Annotated in this window: 18 protein-coding genes and 1 pseudogene; 8 read left to right on the forward strand and 11 right to left on the reverse strand. The window is 70.6% G+C overall.

Annotated elements, in window-relative coordinates; genetic code table 11:
* Nucleotides 1-37: 37 nt before the first annotated feature.
* The 6 genes from ACF088_RS00275 to ACF088_RS00300 all read right to left on the reverse strand — a co-directional run bounded on the left by ACF088_RS00275 (nt 38) and on the right by ACF088_RS00300 (nt 7,338).
* Nucleotides 38-1,456, reverse strand: a complete 1,419-nt coding sequence (locus ACF088_RS00275) for an NAD(P)/FAD-dependent oxidoreductase (protein ID WP_392373082.1) — start codon at nt 1,454-1,456, stop codon at nt 38-40.
* A 5-nt stretch (nt 1,457-1,461) separates the two neighbouring features.
* Entirely contained in the window at nt 1,462-2,310 is an 849-nt protein-coding gene (locus tag ACF088_RS00280; protein ID WP_392373084.1) for an ABC transporter permease, read from the reverse strand.
* Entirely contained in the window at nt 2,310-3,248 is a 939-nt protein-coding gene (locus ACF088_RS00285) for an ABC transporter permease (protein WP_392373086.1), read from the reverse strand. The genes ACF088_RS00280 and ACF088_RS00285 overlap by 1 nt, the downstream gene beginning before the upstream one ends.
* Nucleotides 3,245-4,408, reverse strand: coding sequence for an ABC transporter ATP-binding protein (locus ACF088_RS00290; protein WP_392373088.1), 1,164 nt, complete (start codon nt 4,406-4,408; stop codon nt 3,245-3,247). The genes ACF088_RS00285 and ACF088_RS00290 overlap by 4 nt, the downstream gene beginning before the upstream one ends.
* Before the next feature lie 59 nt (nt 4,409-4,467).
* Nucleotides 4,468-5,715: a spermidine/putrescine ABC transporter substrate-binding protein gene (locus tag ACF088_RS00295; protein WP_392373090.1), complete on the reverse strand. Its 1,248-nt coding sequence runs from the start codon at nt 5,713-5,715 to the stop codon at nt 4,468-4,470.
* 105 nt (nt 5,716-5,820) lie between these two features.
* On the reverse strand, nt 5,821-7,338 hold the full coding sequence (locus ACF088_RS00300) for a gamma-aminobutyraldehyde dehydrogenase (RefSeq protein ID WP_392373092.1): 1,518 nt from the start codon (nt 7,336-7,338) through the stop codon (nt 5,821-5,823).
* 225 nt (nt 7,339-7,563) lie between these two features.
* On the opposite strand from ACF088_RS00300, the pseudogene ACF088_RS00305 reads away from it, so the two are divergent.
* Both ACF088_RS00305 and ACF088_RS00310 read left to right on the forward strand, forming a co-directional pair.
* Nucleotides 7,564-8,152, forward strand: a pseudogene (locus ACF088_RS00305) (NADAR family protein).
* Nucleotides 8,153-8,228: 76 nt separating this feature from the next.
* Nucleotides 8,229-9,302, forward strand: coding sequence for an adenosine deaminase (locus ACF088_RS00310; protein ID WP_392373093.1), 1,074 nt, complete (start codon nt 8,229-8,231; stop codon nt 9,300-9,302).
* A gap of 110 nt (nt 9,303-9,412) precedes the next feature.
* On the opposite strand, the gene ACF088_RS00315 is transcribed toward ACF088_RS00310, so the two are convergent.
* Together ACF088_RS00315 and ACF088_RS00320 are read right to left on the reverse strand one after the other, a co-directional pair.
* Complete coding sequence (locus tag ACF088_RS00315; protein ID WP_392373095.1) at nt 9,413-10,594, reverse strand: PotD/PotF family extracellular solute-binding protein; 1,182 nt, start codon at nt 10,592-10,594, stop codon at nt 9,413-9,415.
* Nucleotides 10,595-10,745: 151 nt separating this feature from the next.
* A complete protein-coding gene (locus ACF088_RS00320; protein ID WP_392373096.1) occupies nt 10,746-12,200 on the reverse strand; it encodes a gamma-aminobutyraldehyde dehydrogenase in 1,455 nt (484 codons plus the stop codon).
* A gap of 168 nt (nt 12,201-12,368) precedes the next feature.
* On the opposite strand from ACF088_RS00320, the gene ACF088_RS00325 reads away from it, so the two are divergent.
* From ACF088_RS00325 to ACF088_RS00350, 6 genes are all read left to right on the forward strand, one after another.
* A complete protein-coding gene (locus tag ACF088_RS00325; RefSeq protein WP_392373098.1) occupies nt 12,369-12,863 on the forward strand; it encodes an Lrp/AsnC family transcriptional regulator in 495 nt (164 codons plus the stop codon).
* 2 nt (nt 12,864-12,865) lie between these two features.
* The gene (locus ACF088_RS00330) at nt 12,866-14,227 is read left to right on the forward strand and encodes an aspartate aminotransferase family protein (RefSeq protein WP_392373099.1); all 1,362 of its coding nucleotides are present in this window, start codon (nt 12,866-12,868) and stop codon (nt 14,225-14,227) included.
* 214 nt (nt 14,228-14,441) lie between these two features.
* Entirely contained in the window at nt 14,442-15,182 is a 741-nt protein-coding gene (locus tag ACF088_RS00335; protein ID WP_392373100.1) for an ABC transporter ATP-binding protein, read from the forward strand.
* Nucleotides 15,164-16,327, forward strand: a complete 1,164-nt coding sequence (locus tag ACF088_RS00340) for a hypothetical protein (protein ID WP_392373102.1) — start codon at nt 15,164-15,166, stop codon at nt 16,325-16,327. The genes ACF088_RS00335 and ACF088_RS00340 overlap by 19 nt, the downstream gene beginning before the upstream one ends.
* A 145-nt stretch (nt 16,328-16,472) precedes the next feature.
* Nucleotides 16,473-17,639: an LOG family protein gene (locus ACF088_RS00345; RefSeq protein ID WP_392373104.1), complete on the forward strand. Its 1,167-nt coding sequence runs from the start codon at nt 16,473-16,475 to the stop codon at nt 17,637-17,639.
* A 214-nt stretch (nt 17,640-17,853) separates the two neighbouring features.
* Nucleotides 17,854-18,783 carry a hypothetical protein gene (locus ACF088_RS00350; RefSeq protein WP_392373105.1) on the forward strand — a complete coding sequence of 310 codons (930 nt, stop codon included), beginning with the start codon at nt 17,854-17,856 and terminating at the stop codon, nt 18,781-18,783.
* Nucleotides 18,784-18,930: 147 nt separating this feature from the next.
* Here ACF088_RS00350 and ACF088_RS00355 read toward each other — a convergent pair whose 3' ends face one another.
* From ACF088_RS00355 to ACF088_RS00365, 3 genes are read right to left on the reverse strand one after another with little or no spacing between them, the layout of a single operon-like run.
* Nucleotides 18,931-20,004 carry an ABC transporter ATP-binding protein gene (locus ACF088_RS00355; RefSeq protein WP_392373106.1) on the reverse strand — a complete coding sequence of 358 codons (1,074 nt, stop codon included), beginning with the start codon at nt 20,002-20,004 and terminating at the stop codon, nt 18,931-18,933.
* Nucleotides 20,005-21,735 (reverse strand): ABC transporter permease, encoded by a 1,731-nt coding sequence (locus tag ACF088_RS00360; RefSeq protein WP_392373947.1) that lies wholly within the window; start codon nt 21,733-21,735, stop codon nt 20,005-20,007.
* Complete coding sequence (locus ACF088_RS00365; RefSeq protein WP_392373107.1) at nt 21,711-22,787, reverse strand: thiamine ABC transporter substrate binding subunit; 1,077 nt, start codon at nt 22,785-22,787, stop codon at nt 21,711-21,713. The genes ACF088_RS00360 and ACF088_RS00365 overlap by 25 nt, the downstream gene beginning before the upstream one ends.
* Nucleotides 22,788-22,889: the final 102 nt, after the last annotated feature.

Below are 22,889 nucleotides of genomic sequence, written 5' to 3' on the forward strand. Positions count from 1 at the left end.
GAGTCCCGCCGTCGCCCGCCCCCCCCCCGGTTGATCGTCAGCTGTCGAAGCCCAGCCCCACCTTGTCCATGGCCTTCAGCCACAGATTGCGGCGTCCGCCGTGGGTGTCGGCCCGGGTCATCGACCACTGGGTGATCCCGATGCCGGCCCATCGCAGCGGCTCGGGCGGGAACGGCAGCGGCTTGCTGCGGACCATCTCCAGCTCCGTACGCTCGGTGCGCTCACCGGCGAGCAGATCGAGCATCACCTCGGCACCGAAGCGGGTGGCGCCCACGCCGAGGCCGGTGTAGCCGGTCGCATAGGCGACCCGGCCGGCGTGTGCGGTGCCGAAGAAGGCCGAGAAGCGGGAGCAGGTGTCGATGGCGCCGCCCCAGGTGTGGGTGAAGCGCAGCCCCTCCAACTGCGGGAAGCAGCGGAAGAAGTGCCGGGCGAGCTTCTCGTAGGTGGCCGGGTGGTGGTCGAACTCGGCACGGATACCGCCGCCGTAGCGGTAGACGATGTCGTAGCCGCCCCACAGGATGCGGTTGTCCTCGGTGATGCGGAAGTAGTGGAAGTGGTTGTTGGAGTCCGAGAGGCCCTGGCGGTTCTTCCAGCCGATGGCGGCGAGCTGTTCGTCGGTCAGCGGCTCGGTCATCAGGGCGTGGTCGTAGACCGGGACGACGTACGGGCGGACCCGCTTGACCAGCGACGGGAAGGCGTTGGTGCCGAGCGCCACATGGCGGGCGAAGACCCGGCCGTAGGGCGTTCGGACGGCCATGCCCATGCCTTCGGAGGCGAGGTCGGTGGCCCGGGTGCGCTCGTAGATGCGGACGCCCAGCCCCAGGCAGGCCTGCTTCAGGCCCCAGGCGAGACGGGCCGGGTTGAGCATGGCGACGCCGTCGCGGTCCCACAGGCCGGCGAGGAAGGTCGGCGAGTCGACCTGGGCGCGCAGTGCGTCCTGGTCGAGGAAGGTGTGCCGGTCGAGCCCGAGCCCCGCGGCGTCCTCGGCGAACTCTTCGAGTTCGGCGATCTGGTGGGGCTCGGTGGCGATGTCGATCTCGCCGGTGCGCTCGAAGGCGCAGTCGATGTCGTAGCGGGCGACGGCCTCCTGGATGGCGTCGAGGTTGCGGATGCCGAGCTCTTCGAGGGTGGCCAGTTCGTTCGGCCAGCGGGCCAGGCCGTTGCCGAGGCCATGGGTGAGGGAGGAGGCGCAGAAGCCGCCGTTGCGCCCGGAGGCCGCCCAGCCGACCTCGGCGCCCTCGATGAGGACGACATCGCGCTCGGGGTCGCGTTCCTTGGCGATCAGCGCGGTCCACAGCCCCGAGTAGCCGCCGCCGACGACGAGCAGATCGCAGGTCTCGTCGCCGACGAGGGCGGGCCGGGCGGCCGGGCGGTCCTTGTCGGCCAGCCAGAAGGGGGTGGGTTCGGCGTCCGCGAGCGCATGCGCGGCGGACGGGGTCATGGCAGCTCGTGCCATGGTTCTCAGCTCCTTTTGCTCCTCTTGCGGCGGGCCCCGGCCAGCTGGCCCATGACTACGCACAGCACGGCGACCAGGAACATCGCGGTGCCGATGACATTGATCTGAACGGGAGTGCCCCGCTGCGCCGATCCCCAGACGAACATGGGGAAGGTCACGGTGGAGCCGGCGTTGAAGTTGGTGATGATGAAGTCGTCGAAGGACAGCGCGAAGGACAGCAGGGCGCCTGCCGCGATGCCGGGGGCGGCGATCGGCAGCGTCACCCGCAGGAAGGTCTGGACGGGTGAGGCGTAGAGGTCCTGGGCGGCCTGTTCCAGTCGCGGGTCCATGCTCATCACCCGGGCCTTGACGGCGGTGACCACAAAGCTCAGGCAGAACATGATGTGCGCGATGAGGATCGTCCAGAAGCCGAACTGGATGCCCATGTTGAGGAAGAGGGTCGCCAGCGAGGCGGCCATGACGACCTCGGGCATCGCCATCGGCAGGAAGATCAGGGTGTTGACGCCGGAGCGGGCGCGGAAGCGGTAGCGGGCCAGCGCGAACGCGATCATCGTGCCGAGGACGGTCGCGCCGACGGTGGCCCAGAGCGCGATCTGCAGGCTCAGGCCCAGCGAGCCGCACAGGTCGGCGACGCCGCACGGATCGCTCCAGGCGTCCGTGGAGAAGCGCTGCCACTGGTAGTTGAAGCGGCCGTTGGGCTTGTTGAAGGAGAAGACCATCACCACGATGTTGGGCAGGATCAGATAGCCCAGCGTGCACAGGCCCGCGATCACGATGATGTTGCGGCGCAGCCAGCGCAGGCCCCGGTTCGGGGTGCGGGCCGCGGCGGCTTCGGTGGTCTCGTGGACGGCCATCAGACCAGGTCCTCCGTCCCGGACTTGCGGATGTAGATCGTGACCATGGCGAGGATGGCCGCCATGAGGAGGAAGGAGAGGGCGGCGGCGGTCGGATAGTCCAGGACCCGCAGGAACTGCGACTGGATGACGTTGCCGATCATCTTCTGGTCGGTGGAGCCCAGCAGTTCGGCGTTGATGTAGTCACCGGCGGCCGGGATGAAGGTGAGCAGGGTGCCGGCGACCACACCGGGCATGGACAGCGGGAAGGTCACCCGGCGGAAGGTGGTGGACGGGCGGGCGTAGAGGTCACCGGCGGCCTCGTGGAGGCGCGGGTCGATGCGCTCCAGTGAGCTGTAGAGCGGCAGGACCATGAACGGCAGGAAGTTGTAGGTCAGTCCGCAGACCACCGCGAGCGGGGTGGCCAGCACCCGCTGGCCTTCGGTGAGGCCGAGCCAGCTGGTGACGTCCAGGACGTGCAGCGCGTTCAGGATGCCGACGACCGGTCCGCCGTCGGCCAGGATGGTCTTCCAGGCGAGCGTACGGATCAGGAAGCTGGTGAAGAACGGGGCGATGACCAGGATCATCACGACGTTGCGCCAGCGCCCGGCCTTGAAGGCGATGAGGTAGGCCAGCGGGTAACCCAGGAGCAGGCAGAGCGCGGTGGCCACGGCGGCGTAGCCCACCGAGCGGACGAACTGCGGCCAGTATTCGCCCAGCGCGTCCCAGTAGGTGGCGAAGTGCCAGGTGACCTTGAAGCCCTCTTCGAGGGAGCCGGTCTGGATCGAGGTCGACGCCTGGTAGACGAGCGGGGCGGCGAAGAACACGATCAGCCACAGGATGCCGGGCAGCAGCAGCCAGTAGGGGACGAGCCGTTTGCGGGCGGGGGTCTTGCGCACCTCCAGGGAGGCGGCCCCGGCCTGCCCGTCCGGTGGCGCGGGCGTTGCGGTGGTGGTCACGCGGCCTCCTCGTCGAGGTCCGCGCCGGCCTGGATGTCCTGGGTGGCGTCCAGCCCGAAGGTGTGCGCCGGGCTCCAGTGCAGGACGACCTCGGCGCCGGGGACCAGACGCCCGTCGCGCTCGATGTTCTGCTCGTAGACGGCGAGTTCGCCGAGCCCCGGAGCCTCGATCACATACTGCGTGGAGACCCCGATGAAACTGGCGTCCTTGATCCGCGCGGGCAGCCGGTTGCGGCCTTCGGCGAGGGACCCGGCGTCGTCGGCGTGCGCCAGGGTGACCTTCTCGGGCCGGAATCCGGCGAGCACCTTCTCGCCGGTGCGGGCCGTGGCGCTGCACCGGGCGGCAGGAAGCCGCAGCGTGGCGTCACCGGCCTTGAGGAGCAGCTCCTCGCCGCCGGCCTCGACGACCTCGGCCTCGATGAGGTTGGAGGTGCCCAGGAAGTTGGCGACGAAGGTGCTGGCGGGGTTCTCGTAGAGGTCGGCGGGCGCGCCGAGCTGTTCGACCCGCCCTCCGTTCATCACGGCCACGGTGTCGGCCATCGTCATGGCCTCCTCCTGGTCGTGGGTGACATGCACGAAGGTGATGCCGACCTCGGTCTGGATGCGCTTGAGCTCCAGCTGCATCTGGCGGCGCAGCTTGAGGTCGAGGGCGCCCAGCGGCTCGTCGAGCAGCAGCACCTGGGGGTGGTTGATCAGCGCGCGGGCGACCGCGACGCGCTGCTGCTGGCCGCCGGAGAGCTGCTGGGGCTTGCGGCGCGCCAACGGGCCGAGCTGGACGAGGTCGAGCATCTCCTCGACCTGCTTCTTGACGGACTTGATGCCACGGCGGCGCAGCCCGAAGGCGACGTTCTCGTAGATGTCCAGGTGCGGGAAGAGGGCGTAGTTCTGGAAGACGGTGTTGACCTGCCGCTTGTAGGGCGGCAGGGCGGTGACGTCCCGGCCCGACAGCTGGACGGTGCCGGTGGTGGGCTCCTCCAGCCCGGCGATCATGCGCAGGGTGGTGGTCTTGCCGCAGCCCGAGGCGCCCAGCAGCGCGAAGAAGGAGCCCGCGGGGACGGTCAGGTCGAGGGGATGGACGGCGGTGAAGGAGCCGTAGGTTTTGCTTATCCCGTGGAGGCGGACGTCGCCGCCACTGCTCTGGGGGGTCGCGGTGTGGGTCATGTCGGTCGTCCCGTGGGTCGGAGGGCGAAACGGCTCGGGCGGGCCCGGCAGGCGGGGGATCAGGCGCCGGTGAGGTCGGAGAACTTCTGGGCGAACACCTTGTTCTCCTTGGCGCTCAGGGCACGGAAGGAGTGGGACCGGGCCGCCATCTCCTTGTCCGGGAGGATCAGCGGGTTGTCCGCCGCCTTCTTGTCGATCTTGGCGAGTTCGTCGCGCACACCGTCGACGGGGCAGGCGTAGTTGATGTACGCCGCGAGCCGGGCCGCCGCCTTCGGCTCGTAGAAGTAGTCGATGAGCCGTTCGGCGTTCTGCTTGTGGCGGGCTTTGTTCGGCACCATGAGGTTGTCGGTGGACACCATGTAGCCGGACTTGGGGACGGCGTAGGCGATGTCCGGGTTGTCGCTCTGGAGCTGGACGACGTCACCGGCCCAGGCCACACAGGCGGCGAGGTCGCCCTTGTCCAGGTCGTTGGTGTAGTCGTTGCCGGTGAAGCGGCGGATCTGCTGGGAGTCGACGCCCTTCTGGAGCCGGGCGAGGGCCGCGTCGTAGTCGTCCGCGGTGACGTCCTCGGGCCGCTTGCCCATGTCCAGCAAGGTCAGGCCGACGCTGTCGCGCATCTCGGAGAGAAAGCCGACCCGGCCCTTGAGCTGCGGGTCCTCCAGCAGCTGGCTGATGGAGTCGACCTTCTTCCCGCCGGTGGCCTTCTTGTTGTACGCGATGATCGCCGGGATGCCCTGCCAGACGTAGGAGTGTGCCCGGCCCGGGTCCCAGGCGGGGTCGCGGTACTGCGCCGACAGGTTGGCGTAGGCGTGCGGCAGGTTGGCCGGGTCCAGCTGCTGGATCCAGCCGAGGGAGATCATGCGTGCGCACATCCAGTCGGTGAGCACGATCAGATCGCGGCCGGTGTCCTGGCCGGCCGCGAGCTGGGCCTGGATCTTGCCGAAGAACTCGTCGTTGTCGTTGATGTCCTCGGTGTATGTGACGGCGATGCCGGTGCGCCGGGTGAAGCGGTCCAGGGTCGGCCGGTGCTTGCCGTCCTTGCTGACGTCCATGTACTCGGTCCAGTTGGAGAAGTTGAGGCGCTTCTCCGCCCTGGAGTGGTCCTCGGAACGGCCGGCGTCCGTACGGCCCGCGGGCGGGATGCCGCAGGCTCCCAGGACGCCGAGGCCGCCGGCCGCGGCCGCCATGGCGCCGCCCGCGCGCAGCAGGGAGCGGCGGGTCATGGCGAGCCGGCCGTCGGTCGCACTGCGGCGCATGGCGGTGAGCTCGGCCGCGGACAGGGGTTCGGGCTGCTCGTGGTGCTCCATGCGCAGTGCCCTTTCAGGGGATGAGCCCGGCGCTCGGCCGGTGGTGACGAGGCCCGCGGCGCCGGCCGCAGGGGAAGGGCCCCAGGGGCCCGGGCGGGACGTCCCTTACGGGCGGTCCCCGAAGACCGTGCGGTGCCAGTCCTTGTGCGCCACCGCGGTGTTGTCGTACATGACGTGCTTGACCTGCGTGTACTCCTCGAAGGAGTAGGCCGACATGTCCTTGCCGAAGCCGGAGGCCTTGGCCCCGCCGTGCGGCATCTCGCTGATGATCGGGATGTGGTCGTTGACCCAGACACAGCCCGCGTTGATCTCGCGGGTGGCGCGGCCGGTGCGGTAGACGTCCCGGCTCCAGGCGGAGGCGGCCAGCCCGTAGGGGGTGTCGTTGGCCAGCGCGATGCCCTCGTCGTCACTGTCGAAGGGCAGCACGACCAGCACCGGACCGAAGATCTCGGACTGCACGATCTCGCTGTCCTGGGCGGCCCCGGCGATCAGTGTGGGCCGGTAGTACGCGCCCTTGGCCAGCTCCCCCCGGGGCGCCTCGCCGCCGGTGACGACGGTGGCGTACGCGCGTGCCCGGTCGACGAAGCCGGCCACCCGGTCGCGCTGGGCGTGCGAGATCAGCGGGCCCAGGTCGGTGGACGGGTCGAAGGGGTCGCCGAGCCGTACGGTCGCCATCAGCTCGGCGACACCGCTGACGAAGGCGTCGTAGAGCGGGCGCTGGACGTAGGCGCGGGTGGCGGCGGTGCAGTCCTGGCCGGTGTTGATCAGCGAGCCGGCGACCGCTCCGTGGACGGCGGCCTCCAGGTCCGCGTCGTCGAAGACGACGAAGGGGGCCTTGCCGCCGAGTTCGAGATGCAGCCGCTTGACGGTGCCGGTGGCGATCTCGGCGACGCGCTTGCCGACGCCGGTCGAGCCGGTGAAGGAGGTCATCGCGACGGAGCGGTGGCCCACCAGGTGCTCACCGGCGTCCCGGCCCGCCCCGGAGACGATGTTGATGACGCCGTCCGGCAGGCCCGCGCGCTGCGCGGCCTGCGCGAACAGCAGCGAGGTGAAGGGGGTGATCTCGGCGGGCTTGAGGACGATGGTGTTGCCCGCGGCGATGGCCGGCAGCACCTTCCAGGCGGCCATCTGCAGCGGATAGTTCCACGGCGCGATGGAGCCGACGACGCCGATGGGCTCGCGGCGGATGACGGAGGTGTGATCGGCGCTGTATTCGCCGGCCGCCTTGCCTTCCAGATGGCGGGCGGCGCCCGCGAAGAACGCGGCGTTGTCGACCGAACCCGGTACGTCGAACTCCTTGCTGAGCTTGATCGGCTTCCCGCAGTTCAGCGATTCGGCGCAGGCGAGGTCGGCGGCGTCCTCGGCGAGCGCGGCCGCGAAGCGGTGCAGGGCGTCGGAACGCTCGCCCGGCGTGGCACCTCCCCACTCCGAAAATGCCCGCTGCGCGGCCTGTACGGCGGCGTCCACATCCGCTGTGCCTGCGAGTTCATAGGAGTACACCGTCTCGCCTGTCGCCGGGTCCACGACGGCCTGGGTACGTCCGGAACTGCCGCTCCGGAGACTGCCTGCGATGAATTGGGCGCCCGCGGCGAACCGCTCGGTGGCATCGAATCGGTGATCCATGGTGTTCTCCTCCGCCGGGCACCGAGGCCGCTCAGCGGCACTGCCTGGCGTAGCTATTTCCGGAATCGATGGCCGATCTTGACAGAGTAGAAGGGTCTCAACAAGGGATTCCGTTGTTGCCTTTTGGTTACGCGACGAATTCTGTGATTCTCGCCGTTCAAGCCCCGACACGTTGTCAGTGCCCGCTGACAGAATCCCGGCATGATGCACGACCACACGGGGATCATGAACGGGCGCGCCGAGGACGGGCCGCGCTCGGTCGAGGAACTACACCGCGCCACCGCCGCCGGTAAGCGCGTCAAATACGTCCATTTCTGGGGCCACGGCCCCCGGCGCGACGGCAGCCTCGGCGCGAGCTGCTTCAGCCAGTGGTGGCCCTCCCCTTTCACCGTCGACGGGGTCCGGTACGCCACCGCCGAGCACTGGATGATGGCCGGCAAGGCCCGGCTGTTCGACGACGCGGAGGCGGAGCAGCGCGCGATCGCGGCACGGCACCCCCAGCAGGCCAAGGACGCCGGGCGCCGGGTCCGCGGCTTCGACGAGGAGACCTGGCAGCGGCACCGCTTCGGCCTGGTCGTCGAGGGCAGTGTCCAGAAATTCGGCCAGGACGCCGCGCTGCGGGAGTTCTTGCTGGGCACGAACTCCCGGGTGCTGGTGGAGGCCAGTCCGGTGGAACCGCATATGGGGCATCGGACTCGCCGCCGACGACGAGCGGGCCGCGGACCCGGCCCGCTGGCGGGGGCTGAATCTGCTGGGCTTCGCGCTGATGGCGGCACGGCAGATACTGCGGGAGGGGACCGGCCCCAAGCCGTAGGCCGGGCCCCCGGGGCGGCCGGTACCGAGGCCGGTCCGCAGACCTGCACCCCGCGGCCGCCCGCGCCCCGCCTAGCATGACGGGGCCCCTCCGCGCACCCTGCGCATCCCTTGACCAGGAGGAACCGTTGTCCGATCTCGATGCCTTCATCGCGGGCCTGCCCAAGGCGGAGCTGCACGTCCACCACGTCGGATCGGCCTCACCGCGCATCGTCGCCGAACTGGCGGCGCGGCACCCCGACTCCGCCGTCCCCACCGACCCCGAAGCGCTGGTCGACTACTTCACCTTCCGCGACTTCGCGCACTTCATCGAGGTGTATCTCTCCGTCGTGGACCTGATCCGCGACGCCGAGGACGTCCGGCTGCTGACCTACGAGGTCGCCCGGGACATGGCCCGCCAGCGCATCCGCTACGCCGAGCTGACCGTCACCCCCTTCAGCTCGACCAGCCGTGGCATTCCCGACGCCGCATTCGTCGAGGCCATCGAGGACGCCCGCAAGGCGGCGGAGTCGGAGCTGGGCGTGGTGCTGCGCTGGTGCTTCGACATCCCCGGTGAGGCGGGCCTGGCGGCCGCCGAGGAGACCGCCCGTATCGCCTGCGACCTGCAGCCCGAGGGTCTGGTCTCGTTCGGTCTCGGCGGCCCCGAGATCGGCGTCGCCCGCCCGCAGTTCAAGCCGTACTTCGACCGCGCCATCGCCGCCGGTCTGCACTCCGTGCCGCACGCCGGGGAGACCACGGGCCCCGGCACCATCTGGGACGCGCTCAACGACCTCCGCGCCGAGCGCATCGGCCACGGCACCAGCGCCCCCCAGGACCCGGCGCTGCTCGCCCATCTCGCCGAACACCGCATTCCGCTGGAGGTCTGCCCCACCTCCAACATCGCCACCCGCGCGGTGCGCACCCTGGAGGAGCACCCGCTCAAGGAGATGGTCGACGCGGGCCTGCTGGTCACGATCAACAGCGATGACCCGCCGATGTTCGGTACGGACCTCAACACCGAATACGGCGTCGCCGCCCGGCTGCTGGGCCTGGACGCCGACGGTGTGGCCGGCCTCGCCCGGAACGCCGTCGCCGCCTCCTTCATGGACACCACCGCCAAGAAGCGGCTGACGGCCGAGATCGACAGCTACACGGCGGTGTGGCGCGGGTAGCCGCGACGGCCGCCGGGTCGTGACCGCCCGCCGTCGCCTCGTCGCCCGCCCGCACCGGGGCCCGCGAGGGACAGCGGGCGGCGTGCGGCACGAGGGCCGCCGCCCCTCCCCTACAACCCCACGATCGCGTTCCACTCCTTGGCGAATGCGGTCCGCTCCTTGGACGTGATGTCGCGGGCGATGGCCAGCCGCTTGCGCATCGCGTCATCGGGGAAGATCAGCGGATCCTCGGCGAGGGCGGCGCGCTCCTTGTCCTTGGACGAGGCCAGCACCTCGCGCGCGGCCGGTACGGGACAGACGTAGTTGACCCAGGCGGCCAGCTCCGCGGCGACCTCCGGCCGGTAGTAGTGGTCGATCAGCCGCTCGGCATTGCGCTTGTGCTCCGCGAGGTTGGGGATCAGCAGGCTCTCCGCCCAGAGTTCGGCGCCCTCCTGCGGCACCACGAACTCGATGTCCGGGTTGTCCGCCTGGAGCTGGATCACATCGCCCGAGTAGGCCTGCGCGGCGAGCACATCCCCGGAGTCCAGGTCCTTGATGTAGTCGTTGCCGGTGAACCGCCTGATGTGGCCCCGGCTCACCAGGCGGCGTATGCGGTCGGTCATCCGGTAGAAGTCATCGGCCTTCCAGCGGGTGATGTCCACCCCGTCGCCCTGCATCAGCAGCGCGAACGACTCGTCGAGCCCGGAGAGCAGGGTGACCCGGCCGCGCAGATCGTCCTTCCACAGGTCGGAGGTGTGCTTGATCTCCCGGCCGAGCTTCTTGCGGTTGTAGGCGATGCCGGTGATCCCGGACTGCCAGGGCACGGAGTGCGTACGGCCCGGGTCGAAGTGCGGGGTGCGCAGCAGCGGATCGAGATGCGCGGCGACATGCGGCTGGGCCGCCCGGTCCATCTTCTGGACCCACCCCAGCCGTACGAACCGGGCGCACATCCAGTCGCTGATGACGATCAGGTCCCGGCCGGTGCTCTGGTGGTTCATCAGCGCGGGGCTGATCTTGCCGAAGAACTCGTCGTTGTCGTTGATCTCCTCGGTGTACGTCACGGAGATCCCGGTACGCCGCTCGAAGGCGTCGAGGGTGGGCCGGCGCTGCTTGTCGTGGTCGTCCACGTCGATGTAGAGCGGCCAGTTGGCGAAGACGAGCTTGTGGTCCCGCGCCGACCGGTCCGCTCCCCCGCGGTCCGCCTCCTTGACGTACGCGGGCGGCACCCCGCAGCCGGTCATGGCGGCCAGCGCCCCCGTCACACCCATTCCGCCCATACCCCGGAGCAGCGCACGCCGCGAAAGATCAGCCATGGCGTGCACTCTCACGTGCCACGGGCGGAGGCGGCAAGAGACAGAGCGTCCATTGCCGGGCCTCCGCCCGCGACGGTGTGTCGAGCGTTCCGCGCCGCCCGACGGTGAAGATCCCCGGATCGGTCGGGCCGGACCGGCCCGGCCGCCCGGCTCAGCCGTCCAGCGAGGTCATCACGTGCTTGATCCGGGTGTAGTCGTCGAAGCCGTACGCCGAAAGGTCCTTGCCGTAGCCGGACTTCTTGAATCCGCCGTGCGGCATCTCGGCGACCAGCGGGATGTGGGTGTTGATCCACACACAGCCGAAGTCGAGGGTCTTGGACATCCGCATGGCGCGGGCGTGGTCCTTGGTCCACACCGAGGACGCGAGCGCGTACTCGACGCCGTTGGCCCACTCGACGGCCTGCTTCTCGTCGCTGAAGGACTGGACGGTGATGACCGGGCCGAAGACCTCCTGCTGGACGATCTCGTCGTCCTGCTTGAGGCCGGAGACGACGGTCGGGGCGAAGAAGTAGCCCTTGTCGCCGACCTGTTCGCCGCCCGCCTCGATCTTGGCGTGCGCGGGCAGCCGCTCGATGAAGCCCTTGACCTGCCGCAGCTGGTTGGCGTTGTTCAGCGGGCCGTAGAGCACGTCCTCGTCGTCGACCGCGCCGGTCTTGGTCTCCGCGGCGGCCTTGGCCAGCGCGGCGACGAACTCGTCGTGGATGGACTCCTGGACGAGGACGCGGGTGGCGGCCGTACAGTCCTGGCCGGCGTTGAAGTAGCCGGCCACCGAGATGTCCTCGACGGCCTTGGCGATGTCGGTGTCCTCGAAGACGACGACCGGCGCCTTGCCGCCCAGCTCCAGGTGGACCCGCTTGAGGTCCTTCGCCGCGGACTCGGCGACCTGCATACCGGCCCGCACCGAGCCGGTGATCGAGGCCATCGCGGGAACCTTGTGCTCGACCATCAGCCGGCCGGTCTCGCGGTCACCGCAGATGACGTTGAACACGCCGCGGGAGTGGCCCAGTTCGTCCAGCACGCTGCCGATGATGTCGGCGATCAGCACCGTGGAGGCCGGGGTGGTGTCGGAGGGCTTGATGACGACGGTGTTGCCCGCGGCCAGCGCCGGGGCGAACTTCCACACGGCCATCATCATCGGGTAGTTCCACGGCGCCACCTGGGCGCAGACGCCGACCGGCTCGCGGCGGATGATGGAGGTGAAGCCCTCCATGTACTCGCCGGACGCGCGGCCCTCCAGCATCCGGGCGGCACCCGCGAAGAAGCGGATCTGGTCCACCATCGGCGGGATTTCCTCGGAGCGTACGAGCGCGATCGGCTTGCCGCAGTTCTCGGACTCGGCGGCGATCAGCTCCTCCGCCCGCTCCTCGAAGCGGTCGGCGATCTTGAGCAGGACCTTCTGGCGCTCGGCCGGGATCAGGTCGCGCCAGGCGGGGAAGGCGGCCTCGGCGGCAGCCATCGCCGCGTCCACGTCGGCGGCGGCCGAGAGCGGGGCGGTGGCGTACGCCTCACCCGTCGCGGGGTTGACCACCTCCGTGGTCCGCCCGTCGGCGGCGTCCCGGAACTCCCCGTCGATGTAGTTGCGCAGACGACGCAGTGCGGTGGTCACTGTGCGCCCCCTTCAGTCAGATATCCGGTGATGTGGCTCCAGCCTAGCCATGGAACCCACGTTTTCGACACACCCGCCACTCAGGAACAACGGAATCAGTGAAATTTCGATCGCGACACGACTAATTTCATCGTCCGGGGGTTGCACGACAGACGAGGCTCGTGCACAGTGAACGGCGTGGCGGCCTCTCGAAACAGTCATGACAGAACCGGAACCCCGTCGATCGACTCCGTCTCCCTGGCGATCATCGAGCAGCTCCAGGAGGACGGGCGCCGTCCGTACGCCGCGATCGGCAAGGCCGTCGGCCTGTCCGAGGCGGCGGTACGCCAGCGCGTACAGAAACTGCTCGACCAGGGCGTGATGCAGATCGTCGCGGTCACCGACCCCCTCACGGTCGGTTTCCGTCGGCAGGCAATGGTCGGCATCAACGTCGAAGGTGACCTCGACCCCGTGGCCGACGCCCTGACGACCATGGAAGAGGTCGAGTACGTCGTCATGACGGCAGGCTCCTTCGATCTCCTCATCGAGATCGTCTGCGAGGACGACGACCACCTTCTGGAAATGATCAACAAGCGGATCCGCACGCTTCCCGGCGTCCGGACCACCGAGAGCTTCGTGTACCTCAAGCTCCGGAAGCAGACCTACACCTGGGGAACGAGATAACGATGAGCGGCGACCTCTCCAAGACGGCCTACGACCACCTGTGGATGCACTTCACCCGCATGTCGTCGTACGAGAATGCCCCCGTGCCCACGATCGTGCGCGGTGAGGGCACCAACATCTACGACGACAAGGGCAAGCGCTACATCGACGGCCTGGCCGGCCTCTTCGTGGTCAACGCCGGCCACGGCCGGGTCGAGCTCGCCGAGACCGCCTACAAGCAGGCGCAGGAGCTGGCCTTCTTCCCCGTGTGGTCCTATGCCCACCCCAAGGCCGTGGAGCTTGCCGAGCGCCTGGCCCACCACGCCCCGGGCGACCTCAACAAGGTCTTCTTCACCACCGGTGGCGGCGAGGCCGTCGAGACCGCCTGGAAGCTGGCCAAGCAGTACTTCAAGCTCACCGGCAAGCCGATGAAGCACAAGGTGATATCCCGCGCGGTGGCCTACCACGGCACCCCGCAGGGCGCCCTGTCCATCACCGGTCTGCCCGGCCTGAAGGCCCCCTTCGAGCCGCTGGTCCCCGGCGCGCACAAGGTGCCGAACACCAACATCTACCGCGCCCCGATCCACGGCGAGGACCCCGAGGCCTTCGGCCGCTGGGCCGCCGACCAGATCGAGCAGCAGATCCTCTTCGAGGGCCCCGAGACCGTCGCCGCGGTCTTCCTGGAGCCGGTGCAGAACGCCGGCGGCTGCTTCCCGCCGCCCCCCGGCTACTTCCGGCGGGTCCGCGAGATCTGCGACCAGTACGACGTACTGCTCGTCTCCGACGAGGTCATCTGCGCCTTCGGCCGCCTCGGCACCATGTTCGGCTGCGACAAGTTCGGCTACGTCCCGGACATGATCACCTGTGCCAAGGGCATGACCTCGGGCTACTCCCCGATCGGCGCCTGCATCATCTCCGACCGCCTGTCCGAGCCGTTCTACAAGGGCGACAACACCTTCCTGCACGGCTACACCTTCGGCGGCCACCCGGTCTCCGCGGCCGTCGGCGTCGCCAACCTCGACATCTTCGAGCGCGAGGGCCTCAACCAGCACGTCCTCGACAACGAGGGCAACTTCCTGAGCACCCTGCAGAAGCTGCACGACCTGCCGATCGTCGGCGACGTCCGCGGCAACGGCTTCTTCTACGGCATCGAGCTCGTCAAGGACAAGGTCACCAAGGAGTCCTTCAACGACGAGGAGACCGAGCGCGTCCTGTACGGCTTCCTCTCCAAGGCGCTGTACGACAACGGTCTCTACTGCCGCGCCGACGACCGTGGCGACCCGGTCATCCAGCTGGCCCCGCCGCTGATCGCCGACCAGCCGGTCTTCGACGAGATCGAGCAGATCCTGCGCTCCGTCCTCACCGAGGCCTGGACCAAGCTCTGATCCCCGGCGCACCATCCGGTGCGGCCATGCACAACTGAACATCCAGCGGCTCAGATTCACTCACTTCAAGCCATACGAGTGAATCTGGGCCGTTGTGCTGCCAAGCGTCGAATACCGGGGGTCACCAGTCCTTACCGTGCTGGTGACCGATACCCTCCATGGTCGTTCACCCGGTCGGGGGAACGATCCGACGCCTACAACAAGAGGTGCGCAGATGGTGGCCCCGCCTGACAACGACGTTCTCTGGGCCCGCGGCCTGCACCACACGCACGGCGGCACCTCGGCCCTCGCCGGAGTCTCCGTCGGCGTCCGCGAAGGCGAGATCCTCGCCGTCACCGGCCCGCGTGGCAGTGGCAAGACCACCCTTCTGAAATGTCTCTCCGGTCAACTCGTCCCGTCCGAGGGCGAGGTCTGGTTCAACAGCGCCCCCGTGCACACCCTCTCCTCCCCCAGCCGCGAACGGCTGCGTCTGGACCGGTTCGGCTGGATCGACACCGAACCGCAGCTCGTCCCCGAACTCACCGCCTGGGAGAACGCCGCCCTCCCCCTCCTCCTCCGCGGCACCGGCACCCGCTCCGCCAAGCACACCGCCGTCGAATGGCTGGACCGCCTCGACGTCGGCATGTGCGCGAACCGCCGTCCCGCGCGGCTCGACCAGTCCCAGCGCCAGCGCATCGCCATCGCCCGCGCGCTCGCCACCACCCCCCAGGTGCTGTTCGCCGACGAGCCGACCGCCCCCCTGCACCGCTCCGACGGCACCCAGGTGCTGCGCACCCTGACCACCGCGGCCCGCTCCCACCAGATCACCGTCGTCCTGGCGACCCACGACCCCGAGGTCGCCACGCTCGCCGACCGGTCCGTGGCGCTCCTCGACGGCCGCCCGTCGAACGCCGCGCCCGCGGCCGCCGGTTCCTCCGATGAGGAAAGCAGGGCAGCGTGCTCGCTCTCCGTCTAGCCCGCGGCTCTCACCCCCTCGTCCTGCTGCGCCGCCTCTGTGTCGCCGTCGCGGCGGCCGGCACCGGCTTCCTGCTGCTCTCCACCGTCGGCCATGCCGCCGGCCACCCGTCCGCGGCCGACGAGTCACTGGTACGCCTGCTGTGGTGCACGGCCCCGCTCGCCGCCACGGCCCAGTTCGCGGTGTCCACGGCCCGGACGGATCCCGCCGCCCGCCTCCAGCGCGGTATGACCGCCGCCGGTCTGGGCCCGCTCCGTCTCACCCTCCTCGCCACGGTCTCCACCACGCTGACCTGTGTGCTCGGTGTCCTCCTCGCGCTGCTGGTCTTCCTGCGCCTCCGCGGCGACCTCGGCGGCCCGTCCGCTGTCCGCTTCGACGCCGACCTGCTGGGCGCCGGCCATCCGGTACCGCTCGTCGGCGCCCTCATGCTGCTGGCCACCGTTCCGCTGACCGCCGCGGCGGCCACGGCCGTCGCCCTGCGCCCCCGCCACGAGGCCGGCGCCCCCGAGGACGGGTGCCGCCCCAGGATCGCCCCGCCCTCCGGTCTCCCCTGGGGCATTGCCCTGGCCGCCGCCGGCCTGGCCATCGAGGCGTACACCAGCCGCGCTCCCGGCGCCCACAGCGGACTGCTGCCCCTCCCCGGCCGGCTGATCGGCAGCCCGCCGGGAGTCCTGGCCGGCTGGGCGCTGTCGGCCTTCGGCCTGGTGCTGGCCGGCCCGGGTCTGGTGCATCTGTGCGGCCGGCTGCTGTGCGCCGGCCGGCCCGGCGCACTGCGCCTGCTGTCCGGGCGGGTGCTGCAGGAGGAGTCACACCGCCTCGGGCGCCCGCTCGGCGTCCTGTGCGCGGTCGGCTCCGCCGCGTACGCCGCCCTGAAGGTGTACGAAGCCTCGCCCGCCCGTCCTTTCGGACCGCTCACCGCCGTCGGCGCGGCGGTCGTCCTCGCCTGCGTCACCGCCAGCGCGCTCACCGCCGCACTGGAGTCCCGCTCGGCCCGCGCCCACACCACGGCCGCCCTCCGCCGCCTGGGCGCCTCGGCCTCCGTCCTCCACCGGGCCGCGGCCCTGCGCGCCCTGGCGCTGCTGGTCGTCCTGGCTCCCCTGACCTGGACCGTCGCAGAGATGGCCACGCTTCCGCTGGTGCATTGAGGGGGTGGACGGGGCGGGGGAGGCCGGCGCACCGAAGGGCGCGACGGCTCCCGCCCCGCCCCCCCCTGCACGCCGCACACGGCACGGCGACGGCGGACGGGCACCTCGGCCCCCTCCCCCCTGGTGGCAACACCGCGGTCCTAACATGACCGACGTGCAGTCGAATCCCGAGCCCTCAGCATCCCGCCGCTTCCCGGCCCACGACGACAACCACGACCACGAAATCGAATCCCTGGCGGAGTTCGACCGGGTGGTCGCCGCCGGCAGCCTCGCCGGACACCGCGTCCAGTCGGTCGATCTGACGGACCGTACGTTCGCGCTGCTCGGCACGGACACCACGGAGTCGGTGTTCCTCGGCTGCGTCATGGAGCCGGACGCCGCCGCCAAGATACGGGCCGGTGGCTCCCTGGTCTTCCCGCCCGTACCGGACCTGCCGTTCGATCCCTACCGTGGCAGCCTGTACGGCCCGGACGAACTCTTCGCGCAACTGGCCGAGGCCGGCTACGACGCCACCCCGGACGCCCGCGCCTACCGCTGGTACCAGGAGACCAAGTCGGACGGCGACATCTTCGCCTCGATGCTGCGCAGCATCCACGACGACGCCGTCTCGGACGCCCTCGACGAACACCTCGCCGGTGCCCGGGTGGTGGGCATCATGGGCGGCCACGCCCTGCGGCGCGACGGTGCGGACTACGCGGGCGCGGCCCGGCTCGGCCGCCGGCTCACCCGGGACGGCCTGACCGTCGCGACGGGTGGCGGCCCCGGCGCGATGGAGGCGGCGAACCTCGGGGCGTACGCCGCGCCCTTCGAGGACGGCATGCTCGACGCGGCGCTGGAACGTCTCGCCAAGGCACCGCACTTCACCGAGTCGATCACCGAATGGGCCCGGGCCGCCTTCGACCTCCGGCGCAGTTGGCCGGGCGGCGGGGCCTCGGCCGGCATCCCCACCTGGTTCTACGGGCATGAGCCGCCGAACGTCTTCGCGTCCCACATAGCGAAGTACTTCGTCAACGCGGTGCGCGAGGACGGCCTGCTGGCGCGCTCCAATGCGGGCGTCGTCTTCCTTCCGGGCGCGGCCGGGACCGTACAGGAGATCTTCGACAACGCGACGCCCAACTACTACGGGTCGCGGGGCGAGCCGACCCCGATGGTGCTGGTGAACCGCGAGCACTGGACCGAGAGGCTCCCCACCTGGCCCCTGCTCCAGGCACTCGCGGCGGACCGCCCCATGGCGGCCAGGATCGCCCTGGTCGATTCGGTGGACGACGCTCCGGAGGCGCTGTCCCGCCTCCGGTCCGGGGTCGTCTCCTGACCGACCGGCGGCCCCTCGCCTGCGCCCCGCCGCGCCGTGCCAAGGCCCCGGGCGCCGGGCGCCCGGCGCCGGTGCTGCCTCCCCCCGGCCGGCCGGATCACGGGTTCGCCCGGCGAGGCAACTCCCGTCCCGAAATGCGCGTCTGCCAGGCCGGGCACGCAACAGCTGGTCCACGTAACAGACGGTTTGAGACAGCGGGCGAACGGAGCTCTTGGTGATCATCGGTCTTCTCACGGCCGTGGCGGCGTCGGTCTGCTACGGCACGGGATCGGTCCTACAGGCGGTGGGCTCCCGCAAATCCGCCCGCCGGGAGGCGGCCGAGGCCTCCGCCACCGGTGTCACCCAGCACGGCGGCCCCAGCCTGTCGTCGACCGCGAAGGCGGCCGTGACCTGGGAGTTCATGGTCGGCACGGTGCTGGACTTCATAGGGTTCGGGCTCGGCGCGCTGGCCGCCCGGCTGCTGCCGCTGTTCCTCTCCCAGACCGTGATCAGCGCCAATCTGGTGATCACGGCCGTGCTGAGCATCAAGCTCCTCGGTATCCGGCTCTCCCGGGCCGAGTGGAGCTCCATCGGCGTGGTGTGCGGGGCATTGGTGCTGCTGGCCACGGCCGCCGGGCCGGAAGGCAGCGGCCACACACCGATCGCCGCCCACTGGTGGCTGCTCGCCGCTTCCGTCGTACTCATCCTTGGCGGCACCCTGATCGTACGGCTGCTCGGTGGACGGGCCGCGATCCTCGCGGGCCTGCTCTCCGGCCTGGGCTTCGGGGCGCTCGGGGTCGGCGTACGCGTGCTGAACGGCGTGGACCCCTTCCATCTGCCGTCGCTGCTCGGCGACCCCGCCCTGTACGCGATTCTCGTGGCCGGAATCGGGGGCATGTACCTGCACACCGTCGCCCTGCAGATCGGCTCGGTGAACGGCGCCACGGCGGCGCTGGTGGTGGGCGAGACGGTGGTCCCGGGCATTCTCGGGGTGCTGTGGCTGGGCGACTCCTCGCGTCCGGGCTTCGCCTGGGTCGCCGTCCTGGGGTTCGTGGTGGCCGTGGCGGGCGCCGTCGCGGTCGCCTGGTTCGGCGAACCGGAGCCGGGGGACGAGTCCGGCGCACCGACGGCGGGTCAGACGAAGACGGAGGTGGCGGCACGCTGAGCCACCGCGCCCCGCGCCCCCCGGAGCCCGGAGCCCGGAGGCTCTCTCCGCGTGACCGGCCCGCGGTATCCGGCGTGCTCGGCCGGTCGGCTCCGGCATGATCAGCACGCCGCATCCGAGGTGATCAGCCCGCCGTATCCGCGGTGATCAGCCGGCCGCATCCGGCGCGCCCAGCACCACCACGTCCTGGGCCGCGAAGGAGATGCCCACCCGCTCGCCCACCTCCGGCGCCTCCCGCAGTGCGCAGGCCGCCTCCACCTGCGGTCCGGCGGCCGGCTGGAGCAGCAGCGCGACATGGGTGCCGCGGAAGGTACGGCCCGTGACCGTACAGGGCAGGCCCTCGGGGGCGGCGGTCGGCCGTACCCCGGCCGGGCGTACGAGCAGGCGGCACGGCCCGTCCGCCGTACCGTCCGGGACCGGCACCTTGCCCCAGGGGGTGGCGGCGGCCTCGCCCTGCACCGTCGCCGCGACCACATTGTCGAAGCCGAGGAAGCGGGCGACGAACTCGGTGGCGGGGCGCTGCCAGACCTCCAGCGGGGTGCCGGTCTGTGCGATCCGGCCGTCCTGCATCACCACGACCCGGTCGGCGAGCGCAAAGGCCTCGCCCTGGTCGTGGGTGACCGCCAGCACGGTGGTCCCCAGTTCCCGGAAGAGGCGGCGGAGCTCGACGACCAGCCGTTCGCGCAGCCCGCGGTCGAGCTGGCCGAGGGGCTCGTCCAGCATCAGCAGGCGGGGGCGGGGGGCCAGCGCACGGGCCAGCGCGACCCGCTGCTGTTCACCGCCGGACAGGGAGGCCACGGCGCGCCGCTGGGCGCCCGGCAGTCCGACGAGGTCCAGCAGTTCGGCGACCGTACGCTCCCGCTCGGCGCGTGCGGAACGCCGCATCCGCAGCCCGAAGGCGACATTCCCCTCGACGTCGTGCTGCGGGAAGAGCTGGTGGTCCTGGAACATCAGGCCGACCCCGCGCCGGTGGGCCGGCACGCCGGACTGCTCCCGCCCCTCCAGCAACACCTGTCCCGCGTCGGCTTGTTGGAGCCCGGCGACCACCCTCAGCAGGGTGGACTTGCCGCTGCCGCTCGGCCCCAGGACGCACACGATTTCGTGCGCGGCGACGTCCAGGTCCACCGCGTCCAGGGCGGGGCGCCCCGCCGTGCCGAAGCGGACGGTCACCCCGCCCAGCCGCAGCAGCTCCTGCGCCGTGGTCCCGGCCCCTGTCGTCATCTAGAACTCCCCGGAGTGGTCGAGGGGGCGCAGGCGCTCCAATACCAGCAGGGCACCGGCGCACACCACCATCAAGAGGGTCGACAGGGCCATCGCCTGCCCGTAGTTGAGCTCTCCCGCACGTCCCAGCAGGCGTGCCACGGCGACCGGCAGCGTCGGCTGGTCCGGCCGCGCGATGAAGACCGTCGCGCCGAACTCACCGAGCGAGACGGCGAAGGCGAAGCCCGCGGCGATCAGCAGGGCCCGCCGCACCATCGGCAGGTCGACCTCGCGCCACACCCGCCACGGCGAGGCGCCGAGCACGGCGGCCGCCTCCCGCAGCCGGCCGTCGACCGCCCGCAGGACCGGCAGCATCGTCCGCACCACGAACGGCACCCCCACCAGCGCCTGAGCGAGCGGCACCAGCCACCACGAGGCGCGCAGGTCGAGGGGAGGCGTGTCGAGACTGATCAGAAATCCGAAGCCGACGGTCACCGCGGACACCCCGAGGGGCAGCATCAGCAGGGCGTCGAAGCCCCGGACGAACCGGCTGGCCAGGGGCGTCCGCCCGGACGGGCCCCTGCGGAGCCGGGGGAGGGTCAGCGCGGCGGCCGCCAGTCCGCCCACCACCAGCGCGATCGCCGTGGCGGCGGCCCCGTAGGCGAGGGAGTTCCACAGCGCGTCGAGGGGCGCGACGGCGAAGGTGCTGTCGGCGCTCGCGGCCGACCGCAGCGAGGTGTAGAACACCGCTCCATAGCCGTCCGGTCCGGCGAACGACCGCTCCACGAGCACCAGGAGCGGCACGAGGAGCAGGACGGTGATGACGGCGAGCGTCCCCCACAGCAGCGTCCACTGCCCGCGGCCGCGCGGCCGGTGTGCGGTCTGTGAGGCCGGCACGAGCCGCAGGGCGGTTTCCCGGCGGCGCACCGTCCAGGCATGCAACGCCAGCACGCCCAGCACCGCCGCGAATTGGACCATGGTGAGGACGGCGGCCGTCGGCAGATCCAGGAACTCCGCGGTCTGCCGGTAGATCTCCACCTCCAGCGTCGCGAAGGTGGGCCCGCCCAGAATCTGCACCACCCCGAAGGAGGTGAAGGTGAAGAGGAAGACCATCAGCGCGGCGGCCGCGACGGCGGGCCCCAGGGCCGGCAGGGTCACCCTCCGCCAGGCCGCGAACCGTCCGGCCCCCAGCATCCGCGCCGCCTCTTCCTGACGCGGGTCGAGCTGGGCCCAGAGTCCGCCGACGGTCCGGACGACCACGGCGTAGTTGAAGAACACATGCGCGAGCAGGATCGCCCACACCGAGGTGTCCAGGCGCAGGCCCCACAGCTCGTCCAGCAGTCCGCCCCGCCCGGCCAGCGCCAGGAAGGCCGAGCCGACGACGACGGTGGGCAGCACGAACGGCACCGCCACCACCGCCCGCAGCAGCTGTTTGCCCGGGAAGTCGAAACGCGCGAAGACATACGCACCGGGCAGCGCGATCAGCAGCGTCAGCCCGGTCGAGGCCGCCGCCTGCCAGACGGTGAACCACAGCACATGCACGACGTCCGGGTCGCTCAGCACGGTCCCGAACCGGCCGAATTGCCACTGTCCGCCGTCCTTCAGCCCCCGCCCGACGATCGCCACGACCGGATAGGCGAAGAACAGCGCGAAGAAGGCGAGCGGCACCGCCATCAGGCCGAGCCGCGCCGCCGTTCCCCGCACGGGCCGCGGGCGCCGGCTGCGGACTACTTCAGAACGAGCGAGGACCACTGCTTGATCCACTGTTCGCGGTTCTTGGTGATCGTCTCGGGAGGCAGCGTCGTGGGCTTGCCGATCGTCGTGCCGTACTTGGTGAACAGCTCCGGCACCTTGGCGTCCTCGCGTGCCGGGTTGACGAACATCTGCAGCGGTACGTCCTCCTGGAACTTCTTGCTCAGCAAAAAGTCCAGCAGCGCCTTACCGCCCTTCTCGTTCTTCGCTCCCTTGAGCAGGCCGCCGAATTCGATCTGGCGGAAGCAGGTGCCCGTCGCGACCCCGGTCGGCGCCTCCTTGGGCGCGGGCTTCTTGCCCAGCACCTCGGCCGGCGGGCTGGAGGCGTAGGAGACCACCAGCGGCTTGTCGCCCTTGCCCTGGCCGGCCGCGGAGCCCGAGAACCGGTCGTTGTAGGCCTGTTCCCAGCCGTCGACGACCTCGACGCCGTTGGCCTTGAGCTTCTTCCAGTAGCTCTGCCAGCCGTCCTGCCCGTACTTCGCGATGGTGCCGAGCTGGAAGGCGAGCCCCGGGGAGGACGTGGCGGAATTCTCCGTCACGAGCATGCCCTTGTACCGGGGCTTCAGCAGATCATCGAAGCTCTTCGGCGGCGCGGTCTTGTGGCGGGCGAAGTACCCGCGGTCGTAGTTGACGCAGATGTCGCCGTAGTCGAGCGGGGTGACGCGGTGCTCGCCCTTGTCGAGCTGCAGCCCGGCCGGAACGTCCGCCAGCCCCTTGGCCCGGTACGGGCTGAAGACTCCCTCGTGCAGACCGCGCGAGAGCAGCGTGTTGTCGATGCCGAAGAACACATCGCCCTGCGGATTGCCCTTGGACAGGATCGCCTGGTTGACGGCCTTCCCGGCATCCCCGCCCTTGAGGATCCTGACCTGGTAGCCGCTCTCCTTCTCGAAGGCGCTCAGGACGGACTTGGAGACGTTGAACGAGTCATGGCTGACGAGCGTGACGGTCTTGGCGTCCGCACCCCCGCCGCCCGGGGCACCGCATGCGGCCAGCGCGGACATGCCGACCGCGGCGGCGACCGCCGTGGCGGTGATTCTGCTCGTGGTGCTCACTGATTTCCTCCTGGCTGGCCAGGAAGAGACGCGGCCCCGCCCGGTGTCCACGGCTCCCGGCGTCCGAAGACGTACGGAGGGGACTCGGGGCGGGGCGCAACA

Source organism: Streptomyces sp. NPDC015125, from assembly GCF_043080045.1.
Lineage (GTDB): Bacteria > Actinomycetota > Actinomycetes > Streptomycetales > Streptomycetaceae > Streptomyces.